General features: G+C 60.7%; 16 protein-coding genes. 4 read left to right on the top strand and 12 right to left on the bottom strand.

Features of this window, described 5'->3' with window-relative positions; genetic code table 11:
- Window positions 1–2 precede the first annotated feature (2 nt).
- From V8V93_RS02520 to V8V93_RS02535, 4 genes are read right to left on the bottom strand one after another with little or no spacing between them, the layout of a single operon-like run.
- Window positions 3–770: a LarC family nickel insertion protein gene (locus V8V93_RS02520; RefSeq protein WP_338668800.1), complete on the bottom strand. Its 768-nt coding sequence runs from the start codon at window positions 768–770 to the stop codon at window positions 3–5.
- Window positions 771–776: 6 nt separating this feature from the next.
- The gene (gene larB, locus V8V93_RS02525; protein ID WP_338668801.1) at window positions 777–1529 is read right to left on the bottom strand and encodes a nickel pincer cofactor biosynthesis protein LarB; all 753 of its coding nucleotides are present in this window, start codon (window positions 1527–1529) and stop codon (window positions 777–779) included.
- Window positions 1526–2287, bottom strand: coding sequence for an ATP-dependent sacrificial sulfur transferase LarE (larE, locus tag V8V93_RS02530; RefSeq protein ID WP_338668802.1), 762 nt, complete (start codon window positions 2285–2287; stop codon window positions 1526–1528). Before larE ends, larB begins: the two co-directional genes overlap by 4 nt.
- 31 nt (window positions 2288–2318) lie before the next feature.
- A complete protein-coding gene (locus V8V93_RS02535; protein WP_338668803.1) occupies window positions 2319–3716 on the bottom strand; it encodes an MATE family efflux transporter in 1398 nt (465 codons plus the stop codon).
- A 176-nt stretch (window positions 3717–3892) separates the two neighbouring features.
- On the opposite strand from V8V93_RS02535, the gene V8V93_RS02540 reads away from it, so the two are divergent.
- The 3 genes from V8V93_RS02540 to V8V93_RS02550 all read left to right on the top strand — a co-directional run bounded on the left by V8V93_RS02540 (window position 3893) and on the right by V8V93_RS02550 (window position 5550).
- Window positions 3893–4408 (top strand): MarR family winged helix-turn-helix transcriptional regulator, encoded by a 516-nt coding sequence (locus V8V93_RS02540; RefSeq protein WP_338668804.1) that lies wholly within the window; start codon window positions 3893–3895, stop codon window positions 4406–4408.
- 475 nt (window positions 4409–4883) lie between these two features.
- The gene (locus V8V93_RS02545; RefSeq protein ID WP_338668805.1) at window positions 4884–5135 is read left to right on the top strand and encodes a helix-turn-helix domain-containing protein; all 252 of its coding nucleotides are present in this window, start codon (window positions 4884–4886) and stop codon (window positions 5133–5135) included.
- 10 nt (window positions 5136–5145) lie between these two features.
- Window positions 5146–5550, top strand: coding sequence for a hypothetical protein (locus tag V8V93_RS02550; RefSeq protein ID WP_338668806.1), 405 nt, complete (start codon window positions 5146–5148; stop codon window positions 5548–5550).
- A gap of 351 nt (window positions 5551–5901) precedes the next feature.
- Here V8V93_RS02550 and V8V93_RS02555 read toward each other — a convergent pair whose 3' ends face one another.
- The 3 genes from V8V93_RS02555 to V8V93_RS02565 form a co-directional block, all read right to left on the bottom strand.
- Window positions 5902–7197, bottom strand: a complete 1296-nt coding sequence (locus tag V8V93_RS02555) for an ATP-dependent 6-phosphofructokinase (RefSeq protein ID WP_338668807.1) — start codon at window positions 7195–7197, stop codon at window positions 5902–5904.
- Between the two features lie 38 nt (window positions 7198–7235).
- Window positions 7236–8249 (bottom strand): D-glycero-beta-D-manno-heptose-7-phosphate kinase, encoded by a 1014-nt coding sequence (rfaE1, locus tag V8V93_RS02560; RefSeq protein WP_338668808.1) that lies wholly within the window; start codon window positions 8247–8249, stop codon window positions 7236–7238.
- Between the two features lie 164 nt (window positions 8250–8413).
- Window positions 8414–9331 carry a ParB/RepB/Spo0J family partition protein gene (locus tag V8V93_RS02565; protein WP_338668809.1) on the bottom strand — a complete coding sequence of 306 codons (918 nt, stop codon included), beginning with the start codon at window positions 9329–9331 and terminating at the stop codon, window positions 8414–8416.
- Window positions 9332–9427: 96 nt separating this feature from the next.
- Here V8V93_RS02565 and V8V93_RS02570 point away from each other — a divergent pair, with 96 nt between their 5' ends.
- Window positions 9428–9853 (top strand): hypothetical protein, encoded by a 426-nt coding sequence (locus V8V93_RS02570; protein ID WP_338668810.1) that lies wholly within the window; start codon window positions 9428–9430, stop codon window positions 9851–9853.
- Window positions 9854–9918: 65 nt separating this feature from the next.
- Here V8V93_RS02570 and V8V93_RS02575 read toward each other — a convergent pair whose 3' ends face one another.
- The 5 genes from V8V93_RS02575 to V8V93_RS02595 all read right to left on the bottom strand — a co-directional run bounded on the left by V8V93_RS02575 (window position 9919) and on the right by V8V93_RS02595 (window position 14678).
- Window positions 9919–10692, bottom strand: a complete 774-nt coding sequence (locus V8V93_RS02575; RefSeq protein WP_338668811.1) for a ParA family protein — start codon at window positions 10690–10692, stop codon at window positions 9919–9921.
- Between the two features lie 229 nt (window positions 10693–10921).
- Window positions 10922–11929, bottom strand: a complete 1008-nt coding sequence (locus tag V8V93_RS02580; protein WP_338668812.1) for an NAD-dependent epimerase — start codon at window positions 11927–11929, stop codon at window positions 10922–10924.
- Between the two features lie 358 nt (window positions 11930–12287).
- Entirely contained in the window at window positions 12288–12986 is a 699-nt protein-coding gene (locus tag V8V93_RS02585; RefSeq protein WP_338668813.1) for a hypothetical protein, read from the bottom strand.
- 2 nt (window positions 12987–12988) lie between these two features.
- Entirely contained in the window at window positions 12989–14215 is a 1227-nt protein-coding gene (gene coaBC / locus V8V93_RS02590; RefSeq protein ID WP_338668814.1) for a bifunctional phosphopantothenoylcysteine decarboxylase/phosphopantothenate--cysteine ligase CoaBC, read from the bottom strand.
- A 1-nt stretch (window position 14216) separates the two neighbouring features.
- Window positions 14217–14678: a hypothetical protein gene (locus tag V8V93_RS02595; RefSeq protein ID WP_338668815.1), complete on the bottom strand. Its 462-nt coding sequence runs from the start codon at window positions 14676–14678 to the stop codon at window positions 14217–14219.
- Window positions 14679–14704: the final 26 nt, after the last annotated feature.

Below are 14704 nucleotides of genomic sequence, written 5' to 3' on the forward strand. Positions count from 1 at the left end.
GATCACGCTCCTTGCGAGGGCGCCCCTTCCGCAACCTTCTCCAAAAGCATGGCCCGGACATAGGTGGGTTGCTCGTCCGAGGAGCGGCCGCCCGATCCGTAGCCCACTCCCAGGAGGGATCCCAGGGGCAGGGAACCGAAGCTGTCCGCAACAGTCCGCAAGATAGCCAGGCCCGTGGGGGTCGCGCGCTCCATGGAACAGTCGGAACCAAAGGTGGCCAGTCCCTTGGCCAGTTCCGCGCAAGCCGGTGCGGGGACAGGCATTCTACCGTGTGCGCAGGTTACGAAACCGGACCCCAGATCGATCGGACTGCAGACCACTTCCACAGCCTCCATGGCGTCCAGCAGGAGCATGGAACCACAAATATCAGCAAGGGTATCCACAGCCCCGATCTCATGGAAGTGAACCTGTTCGAGGCCCACGCCGTGGACCTTGGCCTCGGCCTCGCCGAGCAGGCGCAGGGCCCGCAGGGACCGTTCCCCGGTACGCCCGCCCAGGCCGCTCTCTTGGATGATCCGGCACAGATCCGTGTAGTGGCGCAGGGGCTGCTCTCGGGTTTGGAGCACGTCCACGTGTCGGGTCCGGATGCCCGCGATCCGTTTTTCCGACCATTGCAGGCCGAAGCCGTCCAGGCCGAGCCGGTCAAGTTCCTTTTCCAGGAAATCGAAGCCGCTTCCGGGTCCGCGCCACTCCTCCAGGGCGTGGCTCAGGGCCGAGAGAAGCATGTCGCCGCTCACGCCCGTGGAACAATCGAGGTATACCGCGTTCATGGGTCGTTATCCGTCCTCTTTGCCAAGGGCCGACATATTGATTTTATGGGCAAGATAGCCGGCGCCGAAGCCGTTGTCGATGTTCACCGCACCAACGCCCGGTGCGCAGGAATTCATCATGGTCAGCAGGGCGGAAAGCCCCTGGAAGTTGGCCCCGTAGCCCACGCTGGTGGGTACGGCCACGATGGGCGGCCGGACCAGCCCGCCGACGACCGAGGGCAGGGCGCCCTCCATGCCCGCCACGGCGATGATCACCGAAGCCGCGCCGAGATCGTCCATGACCGAAAAGAGCCGGTGGATGCCCGCCACCCCGCAGTCGAAATGCCGGTCCACGCGGCTGCCCAGGAATTCCGCCGTGCCCGCCGCCTCCTCGGCCACCGGCAGGTCGGACGTGCCCGCCGAGACGACCGCCACCCTACCCGCCGGTTTCTCCGGCGCAGCGCCGATGGACAGCAGGCCGGACACGGGGTCGAAACGCGCCTCGGCCACCCTGCTGACGGCCTCGTAATGGTCCTGACCGGCCTTGGTGCCCAGGACCCGCCCGTTGCAGCGGTTGAGGTGATCAAAGATCGACGCCACCTGATCGGGGGTCTTCCCGGGGCAGTAGACTACCTCGGGCCCGCCGGTGCGCCATTCGCGCAACGGATCGATCTTGGCGTTTCCGGTCTCGATAAAGGACTGGCGGAGCAATTCCTGCTTCAATTTTTCCCGTGAAATCTGTCCCGCTTCAAAATCGTCCAGGAGACGGTCCAGGGTCATTCCACCCACTCCTTGAAGGAGCATGATTGCAGCCCGATCTTCTTTGCGAGCGCCACGATTTTATCACGATTTCCCGTTATGATTTCCGAGAATTGCGGAAGATACTCCACGGTTGCCATCAGATTATCAGGCCGGACCCGGACCGTGTTCAGGCCGAGGGTGTGCAGGTAGGATTCCAGGGCGGCGATCCGTCCCAGCCCTTCGGCGGTCAGTTCGACGCCGAGAGGGATGCGGGTGGCCAGGCAGCTCTCCGACGGGGCCTCCCAGTTGGGCAGCCCCGCGTCAAAGGCCAGGGCCCGAATGTGCGACTTGCCCATGGCCAGATCGGCCAGGGGAGAGAGGACCTGGAATTCGCGAACGGCTTTGAGCCCCGGACGGTCGGCGCCGTCGTCCGCGTTGGTCCCGTCCAGCAGCAGGTAGTCGGCACCGAGGGCGTCAAGCATGGTCTGAAAAACAAGGCACTTGCAGTGATAGCAACGGTCCGGAAGGTTGCGCCGCACCTCGGGCACGGCCAGGGCCGAGATTTCGAGCACGCGGTGTTCGATGCCGATACGTTCGGCCACCTCGGCAGCCCGCCGCCTGTCGCGCTCGGGGGTCAGTTCGCTGACCACGGTACAGGCCACGGCACGGGGACCGAGAGCAAGGTGCGCCGCAGCCGCCACCAGGCCGCTGTCCACCCCGCCGGACAGGGCAACGGCCGCTCGGCCGACGCCGCCCGCGCGCTCGGCAATATGCGTAGCAAGTTGTGCAAGGCTCATTCTTGTAGAATAGCCCACACGACTGCACGGTTCAACTCATTTCGGACTTTTCGCGACCGATGAGTTCGATCCTCCGCCAGGCCCCCTTGACGAAACGCGACGAGAACGTGGACGCCAGGATCATGACGTAGACGAGCAGGAATATCCAGGGCCCGTGGATGCTGGTCAGGCCCAGCCAGTTGAGCGCCAGCAGGGGGATGACGATGCAGACGATGGAGGCGGTGCTGATGACGACCATGATGAACCGCGTGTCGCCCGCGCCCTTGAGCCCGCCCATGTACACGATGGCCACCGCGTCAAGCAGGGTGAAGACCGCGCAGTAGCGCATCAGGACCCCCCCCATTTTGAGGACCGCATCGAAATCCGCACCGGCAGCGCCTCGAGCCCGGAACAGGCCGAGCAGAAACTCGGGCATGACCCAGAAGACCACCGCCATGATGCCCATATAGGCCAGGGCCAGGTGCAGGACGGAATGTGTGGAGAAGGCCGCCCGGTCCGGGTTGCCGTCGCCCATGGCCTGCCCGACCATGATGCTGGCCGCCACGTGCAGGCCGATGGTCGGGAGAAAGGCCAGGTTGTAGATGGAGAAGACCGCGCTGGTGGAGGCCAGCTCCACCGGCCCGAACCGGCCGACGATGAAGACGAAGAAGGAGATGGCGAACATGTCCAGGAAAAACTGGACCCCGCCGGGAAGCCCGAAATGGAGGAACCGGCCGAACAGTTCCCGGTCGAAGCGCCAGGCCGAACGGACCCTGAAGTGCGCCTCGTTCTTGCGGGTGAAGATGAGCAGGATGTAGACGATCAACGGCGCGATGAACCCGATGACCGTGGCGATACCCGCCCCGGCGATACCCATTTCCGGAAAGGGGCCGATACCGTTTATCAGGCAGTAATCCAACGGAACATTGAGGAAAATCGAGCCCATGCTGATGAGCATGACCGGCTTGGTCAGGCCGCGTCCGGCAAAGAAATTGGACAGGCACAGGCCGAGCAGGCAGGGCAGGCTGCCCACGGTGAGAATCTGGAAATAGATCACCTCAAGACGTTGGATGGCCGCCGGGTGCCCGCCCAGCCGGAACATGGGTTCGGCGATGAAGCACAAGGAGGCCAGGAACAACCCGGACGGGATGCAAAACCAGATCCCCTGCCACAGGGCGCGGCCCACGTCTGCCGGTCGGCACGCGCCGGTGTATTGGGCGATGAACACGTTGACGTATTCGGAAACGCCCATGAAAAAAGAAAGGAACAGGAAGGCCATGACATTGGCCGGCAGCGAGGCGCCCAAGGCCTCCAGCGAGTAGTTGCCGAGGAAGATACGGTCCGTAAAGGTCATGACCGTATTAGAGATCATGCTGACGACCAGCGGGAACCCTATGTTCAAGGCTTCCCGGTAACCGCCTTGCGCATGCCAACGTTTGACCATATTCATTGCATTGTCCTCGTGCCCGGCGGGCCCGCCCCAAACAGAGGCGCCCGGTCGGCCATGGGAACCTATCTCGGAGCGGCTTTACGGTAAAGCGGAATCGTTCTATTTCCCCATCTTGTAAAAAGAAAGACAGCATGCTATGGAAAGACACGTAGCAATTCGTAATAGTGAGTTAATCTGTGGATTACAAAGCGGAGTATCTTTTTTTCTCGACCATGTCTCGGTTTCACCGGCTCTATGCCAAGGGTCTTTCCAAGCGGCTGGACCCGCACGGTGTGCGGCCCGGTTATCTCGAGGTGTTCTTTCGGCTCTGGGAGAGGGACGGCATCACCCAGAAGGCGCTGCACGCGAGCATGGACGTTGAACAGGCCACTTTATCAAATACACTCAAACGGATGGAGCGTGACGGGTTCCTCCTCCGCAAGCGCAACCCCAAGGATCGCAGGCAGTCCATCATCGTACTGACCGACACCGGTTCGAACCTGCGCAAGCTGGTGCTGGCAGCCATTGACGATCTTCAGGCCGTGGTCAACACCCGGCTGAGCATCAACGACCGCCGCTATTTCCGCCGCATCCTGCAACAGATGATCGACCAACTGGTCCTGGACCTGGATGACGCCACCCTTGTCCTGCTCGACGAGGTGGACGATTCCAACGGCGATACCCTGATGCTCGTGGACGAAATCAAAGAATGACGCAAAAATCCATCCACAAATAACCACAAGCCATCTTGCGGTGCGTATCTCCCCGAATGACCAGCCTTGAATTCCTTTTTGCCGGGCAGGCTCCACACAATACCGCATTTATCTCCAAAAACGGACCCACGGCAAGAGCTGCACCCCCTGTGGGGCAGGGTATTTTGCTTAATTCTGTGTAAATTTTATCTTTTCCTATTTCCCTTCCGTCCTGGCCTTTGCTCGTGATTTTCCCCCTCTGTCTCTGTTGCGTCCCGTGCGACCGGCCCGAAAAGTACGATTTGTGTGTTTTTTCCATTATTTTTTCTGATGAAATCTGATATGCCTTCCCTAATTAACAACAACGTCCCGTAATCCTTTTTTATCGTGGTTTTTCCAGAAATTCTCTAGACATTGTGGGGCAACGTTGTACTTTGTTGACAATCTTTGACACCTTATGTCAATGAATGAACATCATAGGTCAGATTGTGACATTATGGACAACTCAGATGCACCCAGACCGCCGACCCTTCTTACCGTGCGGGAAGTTGCGGACTATTTACGGGTTCACCAGAGAACGGCCTACAGGCTGATCACCAACGGCAGCATCAGGGCCATCAAGATCGGTAGCCAGTGGCGCGTACCCGAACAGGCCTTGATGGATTTTTTAGAGAGTGGAATGAATGCCTCGGCACCTTCGGGCAAGAGGAAGGCCGAGCCGGATCAATTCAAACTCCCACTGGACTAAGGAGAGCGGCATGTCGAACAGAACGGTTGGCGGTTATGACGGGGGCGACCCGATCCTGAACGTTACCCTGCCCAACGATTTCGGCCAGGACCTTGAGGTCTCCGGCAAATTGATTGGGGAAGAAATGTATTTTGATGATGGAACCGGCATGCTGACCATGGAAAAGCTGTACCGGGACACGGACGGGGAGCTCGCCTACGGCATCATCTCGGCCATCGGTCACGCCCGCGAACGCCGCGCCTACCGTGTAGAAGAAGGCGAGGATAGCTGCATCGTCACCAACGGCAGCCTCAGCCTTGAATTCAACTACGACGACCTCTTCGAACTGCTGGCCGTCGCCTTGGAGTCTGAAAAGGAATCCACCGCCAGCCAGGTCAGCGAACAAGTTCGCCGCAAACTCGCCGTGAACGAGTAGATTTTTCTAAAAGTGCTATGAAATGGGGCCTTTTGGCCCCTTTTTTTCGCGCTTTTATAGCCTCCGGCGGCCGGGGCGCTGCCCCGGACCCCGCCAAAGAACCTTTTGAAAGAGGTTCTTTGGAATCTCCAAAACTTTTTGTTGCCGCTTCGCGGGAGGTGCGTGCGTGAAGCGGCCGCCCTTTGCCCCATAAAAAAGGAACGCGCAGCCGCACGCCGCATAGCGCCCGCACTCACCGCGCAGCAGCACAAAAAGTTTAGAAAGGGAAAGGGGATGGGGTTCCGGGGGAAGGAGAGGGAAACCTTTTCTCGAAGGTTTCCCTCTCCTCCTCGGCGCCGAGGCTCCCCCCGACTACTTCAGATGTTCGTGCTGGCCGGTGGCTTCCATGACGGAGGACCACCAGTCGGAGTTGATGTTGATGCGCCGGCGCTCGGTGGCCACCAGGTCCAGGGGGAGGTGGACCATGCTCGACTTGAGTCGGGACACGACCATGCCGGTCTTGCCGGCCATGGCTGCGTGCACGGCGTTCTGGCCCAGGAATCCGCAGTAGACCCGGTCGCCTGCATTGGCCGGGACGGACCGAATCAAGTAGCTGGGATCGATGAATTTTAAATTTATCTCGAAGTCCCTGGCCTGTGCGTATTCCTCAAGCTGGTCGATCAGCAGTCCGCAGATGTCGCCGAGCTTCGGGTTGCCGGAGGGATCCCGTTCGATCTCGCCGCCCAGCAGGTCCTGGCCTGCGCCCTCGGCGCAGACGATGATGGCGTGTTTGCGGGCCTTGAGGCGCGATTCCACGGCTTCGAGCAGGCCGCCCGGACCGGTCAGGCTGAAGGGCTGTTCCGGGACCAGAAGGAAATTGACCTCCTGCATGGCCAAGGTGGCCTGGGCCGCGATGAAGCCCGCCTCGCGGCCCATGAGTTTGACCAGGCCGACGCCCATATCGATGCCCGTGGCCTCCACGTGGGCGCACTGGATGACCTCGGCCGCCTTTTCCACGGCGGTATCGAAGCCGAAGGATCGGGTGATGAAGTTGATGTCGTTGTCGATGGTCTTGGGGATGCCGATGATGCCGATGTGGCGCTTGCGGGCCGAGACCTCGTTGACGATGGACTTGGCCGCACGCATGGCCCCGTCGCCGCCGATGACGAAGAGAACGTTGATGTTCAACCGTTCCAGGGAATCGACAATCTCCACGGGGTCCTGCAGGCCGCGCGAAGATCCGAGAATGGTCCCGCCGAACTGGTGGATGTGCGAGACCGTGTCCGGGGTGAGCTCCTTGACGTCATAGCCGTACTTGGGGATAAAGCCGCGCAGCCCGTTGGTAATGCCGAGCACGTGCCGCACCCCGTAGTGGTAGTGGGCCTCGTGCACGATGGCCCGGATGACGTCGTTGATGCCCGGGCAAATGCCGCCGCAGGTAACAATGGCACAGCGGGCCTTAGATGTATCGAAATAAACCCGCTCGCGCGGCCCGGCCTTTTCGAATTCCTTTTGCAGGACATCGGTGTCCAGCTCGGTCAGCTCGCCGGAAGTAAGCATCAGGGTGGACGGGCGTGATTCGTCCACAAACCGCGCTCCTTTGAGCGGCGATTTGATCTTGGGTGTGCCTAGATTCGGAATTTTAGTAATGAAATCGAGATGCTTCATTGTATTTCACTCCGTAAATCGGCCTGATAGACAAAAAGTCATTCCTGCCAATAGGTCACTTGGGGTTCCGGCAGTTCCGTGATGGTTTCCCGAAGGTCGTCCGGGGTTGCCGTTGCAGCGCCCACCTGGGCCACGACCACGCCCGCCGCATAGTTTGCCAAGGTGCAGGCGGTCAGCAGGTCCATGCCCGCGGCCAGGGCCAGGGCGGTAGTGGCAATGACCGTATCGCCTGCGCCGGTGACGTCGAAGACCTTGCGCGCGAAAGTCGGGATGTGCCGGATGGATCCTTCGCCCTCGAACAGGGCCATGCCGTCGGGCCCGAGGGTGATGAGCAGGTTTCGGCAATGCAGCCTCCTGAAGAGGGCCCGGCCCGCCTGGATGATGGATTCGCGGCCGGACACGGGCAGGTTCGCGCCCTCACTGGCCTCCTTGGTGTTGGGGGTCAACAGGTCCACGTCCTGATAGAGATCGTAGTTCACGGTCTTGGGGTCGACCAGGACCAGCGGCGGGGTGGACCTGCCCTGGACCATGGTCATGAAGCGATCCATGAATTCCTTGGAAATGAAACCCTTGCCGTAATCGGACAGGATGATCACCGGATAATCGGGCAGGTTCTCTTCGAGGATAACGAACAGGGTGTCCATCTCGCCGGGGGAGAGCGGGCCGACGCGCTCCTGGTCCACGCGGACCACCTGCTGGTTGTGGGCGATGATCCGGGTCTTGACCGTCGTGGGGCGGTCGCCGTCCTGGATGAGCCGGGTGCTCAACCCCGCCCGGCCGCAGAGGTCTTCGAGGACTTCGCCGTTGCGGTCCGTGCCCACGGCCCCGATGAGCAACGGCTTGCCGCCCAGGTCCGCAATGTTGCGGGCCACATTCCCCGCGCCGCCCAGGAGGTAGGACTCGTCCTTAACCTGGACCACCGGCACCGGCGCCTCGGGAGAGATGCGCTCCACGCCGCCGATGAGGTAATGATCCAGCATGAGGTCGCCTATGATCATGACCTTGTGCCCCTTGAGGGCTTTGACGGCTTCCAGAATCATTTCATGTGACATATTGTAAACAACCAATGTTTTTCTGCTGTTGGTTCAAGTTGTTATCAGATCATCATAGCCTGGGGAGGGCGGTCTTAGCCGTCCGTGGACCCGTGGCGTGATCACCAGGAATCAGTTGGTGCTCACGATCGCCCGCTCATAGCGATGCGACGCCGGGCAGGCCCTCAGTCGAACTGGACACCGAACTTTTCCGCAACGGACCGCAAGTCATCTTCAGCGGTGTAACTCACTGTCAACTTGCCTTTTTCAGGCGAACCGGAAATTTTAACCGTAAGGCCCAACATATCGGAAAGATCGACCTGGAGGGACTCCAGCCGGGGATCGAGGTGCTTGGGCTCGGACTTGGCCGAGCGGGAGGAGGGGGCGGCCCCGATCTCATCCGCTCCGGGGAGTCTGCCGTGCTGTTTGTAGAACGAGGCCTGGGCCTCTGCCTGGCGTACGGTCAATCCATTCTCCGCGATGCGGCGGTGCAGCTCGGCCTGAGGTTCCGGGTCGGGCACGGCCATGATCGCCCGGCCGTGCCCCGCGGACAAGACGCTCTGCTGGATAGCGACCTGCACGGATTCGGGCAGGTTGAGCAACCGCAGGGAGTTGGCCACGGCAGAACGGCTCTTGCCCACCTGGCGGGCCAGTTCTTCCTGGCTCAGCCCGAACTCCTGCTGCAACCGCTGGTAGCCGAGCGCCTCTTCCACGGCGTTCAGATCCTCGCGTTGCAGGTTCTCGATGAGCGCGATGGCCAGGCTCTCCTGGTCGGTCATCTCCCTGACCAGGGAGGGGATCTCGGTCAGACCGGCCTTCTTGGAGGCGCGCAGGCGCCGTTCACCGGCCACCAACTCGTAGTTGCCGCCGCCCAGCGGGCGAACCAGCACGGGCTGGAGCACGCCGCGGGTCTCAATGGACGCGGCCAGGTCGTTGAGCGCGTCCTCGGAGAACTCGCGCCGGGGCTGATGCGGATTGGGGGTGATGGCCCCCACCGGAATCAGACGCACCTCGGCGGCATCGGAAGTGACCTTCTCGTCCTCGCGCACGCCGCCCAGCAGTGCATCCAGTCCCCGGCCCAAACCCCTGTTAGTCGATGTCATATATCACTCCTGTCTCGCTTGTAGCTTGTAATTCATTCCTTGCCCAAAAAGGCCTGAGTGCCTATAACGCCCCGAAGATAACCCAATGGAGCGAATATGTCCGATCAGATCAACGAACTCTTCGATAAGGACGGCAACCCCCTCGGCGCCCTGCTGACCGCCGAGGCCTGGACCGCGGTGCGTGACCAGGTCATGGCCGCACTGGGCGTCGAGGAAACCCCGGTCATCCAGGAAAAGCCGGAACCCATTGCAGACTGGGAAATGCTGACCCAGTACTGGGATTTCCCCTATCCGGTCGACATGGACGTGGCCTGCGAAAACTGCGGCAGCAAGACCGACAACTGGACCGAAGACGACCCGCGCCTGTTCCGCCTGACCAGCGCCAACCTGGCCGGACTGGTCGCCTTCAAGTGCATGAACTGCCAGGCAAAGGTGGTCAAGAAGCACTTCAAGGACGAGATCGTCACCGAATGCACCCCCTACCAGGAGGAGAAGGTCACCTCCAAGGAAGGGCGGTACTGATCGCCGCCTGCTCACGTTCGCGCCGCCCGCTCACCACGGGGCGGCGCGGCTGTTAAAGAACCTGCCTAGGCCCCGGCCGTGGCGCTTCGCTCCACTTCCTGAGCCAGAGCGAGATACGCCTCCGCACCCCGCGATTTGATATCATAGTTGATCACCGGTTTACCGAAGCTCGGTGCCTCGGAAAGACGTACGTTTCTCGGGATGATCGTCTCGAACAGGTGCTGGGGAAACGCCTTGCGCACCTCGTTCTTGACCTGCCACGACAGCCGGTTTCTGGAGTCGTACATGGTCAGGACCACGCCGAGGATATCGAGGTCCTGATTGAGCCGCTTGCGGACCAGCTCGTACGTCATGAGCAACTGCGCAATGCCTTCCAAAGCGTAATACTCGCATTGTAGCGGGACAAGCAATTCATTGGCGGCACACAGGGCATTGACGGTCAGCAGTCCCAGCGAAGGAGGGCAGTCAATGAGAATGAAATCATACTGTTCGTCCACCTGGTCGATGAGTTCGCGCAGATAGAATTCGCGGCCGAACTTGTCCACCAGCTCAATTTCGGCACCCACCAGGTCCTGTGTGCCGGGCAGGATATCGAGAAAGGGCACGCCGGTCTGATAGATGGCCTTGCCGATGTTTTTCGGCTCGAAAAGCACGCTGTAGATGTTCTCGCGCTTGTCGGCGGGATAGAAACCCAGTCCGCTGGAAGCATTGCCCTGGGGGTCGCAATCCACCAGAAGAACCCGCTTCTCCATCACGGCCAGGGAGGCCGCCAGGTTGATGGCGGTGGTGGTTTTTCCCACACCGCCTTTTTGATTCGCAATCACGATTTTTCTCGCCACATGACCCTCGCTTTCGAGCTGCATTCGGTGCGTTCGAGACTCCGTCGCCTGTTTCACGTGAAACAATTTCCCCAAAATGAGAATGTTTCACGTGAAACACTGTCCTCTTGTCGTTTCAATTGTCGTAGGCTGAATGAAAAACAAAGGCAAGGGGCGGAGGCGGAATTGGGGGAAAAAGACACAAAAAAGGGCGGCTGTCGCCGCCCGTGATGATCGTGGTGATCACATCCTATTTCCCGTAATACTCGTTGTACCACTCGATGAACTTGCGGATGCCGTCCTCAATGCTGGTATCGGGTTTGAACCCGACATCGTTCTGAAGGTCGGAGACGTCCGCCTCGGTGGCCGGGACATCGCCCGCCTGCATAGGCATGTAATTGTAGATGGCCTTTTTGCCGACAACTTCCTCGATGACCTCGATGTAGCGGGACAGTTCCACAACGGTGTTATTGCCGATGTTGTATATCTGGTAGGGCACGGAGCTGGTGCACGGATCGGGATGATCGCCGTCCCAGTCGGGATTGGGGGCGGCCGTACGCTTCAAAACCCGGACTACGCCCTCGACGATGTCGTCGATGTAGGTGAAATCGCGGCGCATCTTGCCATAGTTAAAGACGTTGATGGGCTTGTCCTCGATGATGTTCTTGGTGAACAGGAAGAGGGCCATATCCGGGCGGCCCCAGGGGCCATATACCGTAAAGAAGCGCAACCCCGTGGTCGGCAGGTTGTACAGGCTCGAATAGGAGTGCGCCATCATCTCGTTGGCCTTTTTGGTGGCCGCGTAGAGACTCATGGGATGATCAACCCCCTCGTGGGGGTTGAGCGGCATCTTGGTGTTCATGCCGTACACCGACGAGCTGGAGGCATAGGCCAGATGCTCGACGCCATTGTGTCGGCACCCTTCGAGGATGTTCAGGAAGCCGACAACGTTGGAGTCGATGTAGGACCTGGGGTTCTCAATGGAGTAGCGGACACCGGCCTGAGCGGCCAGGTTGACCACGTGCGTGAACTGCTCGGCCTGGAAAAGCGCCGCCATGGGCACGGCATCCTCAAGGTTGATGTTCACATGCTTGAAGAGGGGGCTCTGCTCAAGGATCTTGAGTCGGTCCTTCTTCAGGTTCACGTCATAATAGTCGTTCAGATTGTCCAATCCGACGACCTCATGGCCCTCATCGAGCAAACGCCTGGAAAGATGAAAGCCGATGAAGCCAGCGGCTCCGGTCACAAGTGTCTTCATATGAATGGTCCTTATCCTGTTGATGGTCAGGTGGTTGTCGAGTGGCATCCCGTACCGGGTGTCAACGCAGTGCGTGGATCACCGGCTTCATACTCTACTCCATGCCCAGAGGGCAAGTTCGCAATATTCACTATACGATGCCGACTATGCGGTTATTGCCCAAGTCCTGTCGGCAGCCACTGACATACAATGCCTGTCGCCCGGAAACCCTTGTGGCACGGGCATTCCCGGACGCTTTGCTGAAATCGCCGGATGCGCGATTTTCGCAGAAAAAGCAGTCCATGGCCTGCCAAGGCAGGTAATTTGCGTCAAAATCGAAATATGCGCGAATTCCGGGGAAAGGGACCGTTTCGGCACCTTACAGCCGGATATTGACGATCGCGTCCACGGCCATCTGCTGTTCATGCGGCAGCATATCGACGAGCCGGTTGATAGGGGGCAGCTTGTGGACGATGACGTTTTCGAGGAGATGCGTCACGGCCCGAATGTCCGCATCGGGCAGGATGACCTTCAGCGCCTCGTCGCCGAAGCAGACAACGTGCGGTGTGTGCCACAGTTCCCACCCGCGCCAGAACATGGAGGTGTCGGGTTGCAATGCCCCATCGACCAGCGCGGCCGCTGGCCAGAAATTGATGGTTCCGGGCGGCCATTTCAAATGGGCCTGAAGATTCTTGAGCACGGAGCGCCGCCGCGGATCGGACTGTCCGCCCAGGTCCAGGCCGAGTTCCATGTAGGTCATGACCACCCGCGCATCGGGTTTGGTGAAGCGCAGAAAGGTCGACCACGGAGCCGGGAAATTTGCGGCTGCCCGATCCGACAGGCCTGAGGGGGAGGGCGGGGCCGACTGCGGCTGCGCGCTCGAAGGTCGACCTTGAGATCGGCGGGCCTGCGGTTGGGTCTGCAATGGCGGTGTATCGCCGGACCGGGTTGCGGAAACAGCCGCTTGCGCCGACGGTATGGCCTGGACCCGGTCGGGTTGCGCCTCGACGGTCAGGCCGCCGGGGACGTAGGCGTACTCCAGTCCGGACTCGAGCCAGGGGCGCAGGCTCTCGCGCACGTTCAGTCGAGCAGAAGGTGATCCCATAGTCTCCACGCCACTTCGGTCTTGGGCAGTTGCGGCCACTGTTCCTTGCGGCCCTTGGCGTCCAGAATGAACATCTCGTTGGTGGCGACGCCAAACCCGCTGCCGGATTTGGAGATGTTGTTGGCCGCGATGAGATCGAGGTTCTTGGCCGCCAGCTTGCGGGCTGCTTCGTCGCGGAGGTTGCCCGTCTCGGCCGCGAAGCCGATGAGTCTCTGGCCATCGCGCTTGCACTCGCCCAGGTGCTTCAGGATATCCGGATTGGTCTCGAACTCCACGGTGATGCCCGCACCCGCCGAGGTCGTCTTCTTGAACTTGGTCACGCCGAACGGCACGGGCCGGTAGTCTGCCACGGCGGCCGTCAGGCAGGCCATGTCCATGGACGGCCACAGGTCGGTACAGGCTGCATACATCTGCCGGGCGGTGGTCACCGAGACCACGGCCACGTCGCAGGGGAAATTCAGAGCGGTGGGCCCGGCCACCACGGTCACATCGGCCCCGCGCAGGTATGCGGCCATGGCCACGCACGCGCCCATGGTCCCGCTGGACGGGTTGGACCAGAAGCGGACGGCATCCCACGGTTCGCGGGTGGGGCCCAGGGTGACCAGGACCTTTTTGCCCGCCATGTCCTGAGGGGCCAGGGCCTTGAGGGTGGCCAGGAAGATCTCGTCCACAGGGGCGAGCCGTCCTGTGCCGGTGTCTCCGCAGGCCACGGAGCCTGCCTCGGGAAATACGCGGGTGTAGCCGAGCTCTTCGAGCATGGCCCAGTTGCGCTGGGTGGCCGGGGCCGCCCACATGCGCGGGTTCATGGCCGGGGCCACGATCTTGGGGCCGGGAAAGGCCAGGGCCTGGCAGGAGAGCATGTCGTCGGCCAGCCCGCAGGCGAGCTTGGCCAGGATGCTGGCGGTGGCCGGAGCAATGAGCAGGACGTCCGCCGCCTGACCCGGTTCGAGGTGGCCGAAGGTGGTATCCGCGTCCGGGGTCTCGCTGAACATGCCGGTATAGACCGGTGACGCGCCGAGCGCCTCGAAGGAGAGCGGGGTGACGAACTTCTCGGCCGCCCCGGTCAGGGTGGCCGAAACCATGCAGTCGGCCTGTTGCAGGGAGCGGACCAGGTCGAGTGCCTTGAACGCGGCGATGGAGCCGGTCACGCCCAGATGGACGCGCTTGCCCATGAATCCGGTAAAACCGTAGTGGGGTTGCATACTACTTTTTCTTCACGTCGCCGGCGTCCTTGACCTCCACCGCAAAGATCGTGGTGGTGGCCGAGGCGAAGGTGTCGTCGATCTCGATGACGCAGCTCTTGTTGTACTTCTCGAAGGTCAGGAACTGGACCGAGCTGGCCTTGTTGTTGGATACCAGCGTCCAGTTGTCCTTGGTCATGTTGTTGATGAAGTACTGGACCAACTCGGGAATCTCCACGCGGCCTTTGAACTTCATGATCGAGGCCCGGAACTTGGTGTTGTCCAGCTTGTAGGACCCCTCGTTCTGGTATTCGATCTCCTTGGGGATCATGATATCGTCGAAATCCAGATAGTAATCCGGCTCCTGGTAGTTCTGGGCCGCGGCCTGGTCGGAGCCCGAGGAGGATGTCGAGGATGTGGTGGTGCAGGCGGCGAGCACGCCGACGAGCATGAGCGGCAAAAGAAATTTGATGAAAGAACGCATGGTTTCCTCCCTCCGGTATATGCGGT

The sequence above is a fragment of the Pseudodesulfovibrio sp. 5S69 genome, assembly GCF_037094465.1.
GTDB lineage: Bacteria > Desulfobacterota > Desulfovibrionia > Desulfovibrionales > Desulfovibrionaceae > Pseudodesulfovibrio > Pseudodesulfovibrio methanolicus.

Excerpts from the sequence above, each read along its gene's own strand:
- V8V93_RS02520 (WP_338668800.1), bottom strand. The coding sequence starts at position 770 with ATGAACGCGGTATACCTCGATTGTTCCACGGGCGTGAGCGGCGACATG.
- larB (WP_338668801.1), bottom strand. The coding sequence starts at position 1,529 with ATGACCCTGGACCGTCTCCTGGACGATTTTGAAGCGGGACAGATTTCA.
- larE (WP_338668802.1), bottom strand. The coding sequence starts at position 2,287 with ATGAGCCTTGCACAACTTGCTACGCATATTGCCGAGCGCGCGGGCGGC.
- V8V93_RS02535 (WP_338668803.1), bottom strand. The coding sequence starts at position 3,716 with ATGAATATGGTCAAACGTTGGCATGCGCAAGGCGGTTACCGGGAAGCC.
- V8V93_RS02545 (WP_338668805.1), top strand. The coding sequence starts at position 4,884 with ATGGACAACTCAGATGCACCCAGACCGCCGACCCTTCTTACCGTGCGG.
- V8V93_RS02550 (WP_338668806.1), top strand. The coding sequence starts at position 5,146 with ATGTCGAACAGAACGGTTGGCGGTTATGACGGGGGCGACCCGATCCTG.
- V8V93_RS02555 (WP_338668807.1), bottom strand. The coding sequence starts at position 7,197 with ATGAAGCATCTCGATTTCATTACTAAAATTCCGAATCTAGGCACACCC.
- rfaE1 (WP_338668808.1), bottom strand. The coding sequence starts at position 8,249 with ATGTCACATGAAATGATTCTGGAAGCCGTCAAAGCCCTCAAGGGGCAC.
- V8V93_RS02565 (WP_338668809.1), bottom strand. The coding sequence starts at position 9,331 with ATGACATCGACTAACAGGGGTTTGGGCCGGGGACTGGATGCACTGCTG.
- V8V93_RS02570 (WP_338668810.1), top strand. The coding sequence starts at position 9,428 with ATGTCCGATCAGATCAACGAACTCTTCGATAAGGACGGCAACCCCCTC.
- V8V93_RS02580 (WP_338668812.1), bottom strand. The coding sequence starts at position 11,929 with ATGAAGACACTTGTGACCGGAGCCGCTGGCTTCATCGGCTTTCATCTT.
- coaBC (WP_338668814.1), bottom strand. The coding sequence starts at position 14,215 with ATGCAACCCCACTACGGTTTTACCGGATTCATGGGCAAGCGCGTCCAT.
- V8V93_RS02595 (WP_338668815.1), bottom strand. The coding sequence starts at position 14,678 with ATGCGTTCTTTCATCAAATTTCTTTTGCCGCTCATGCTCGTCGGCGTG.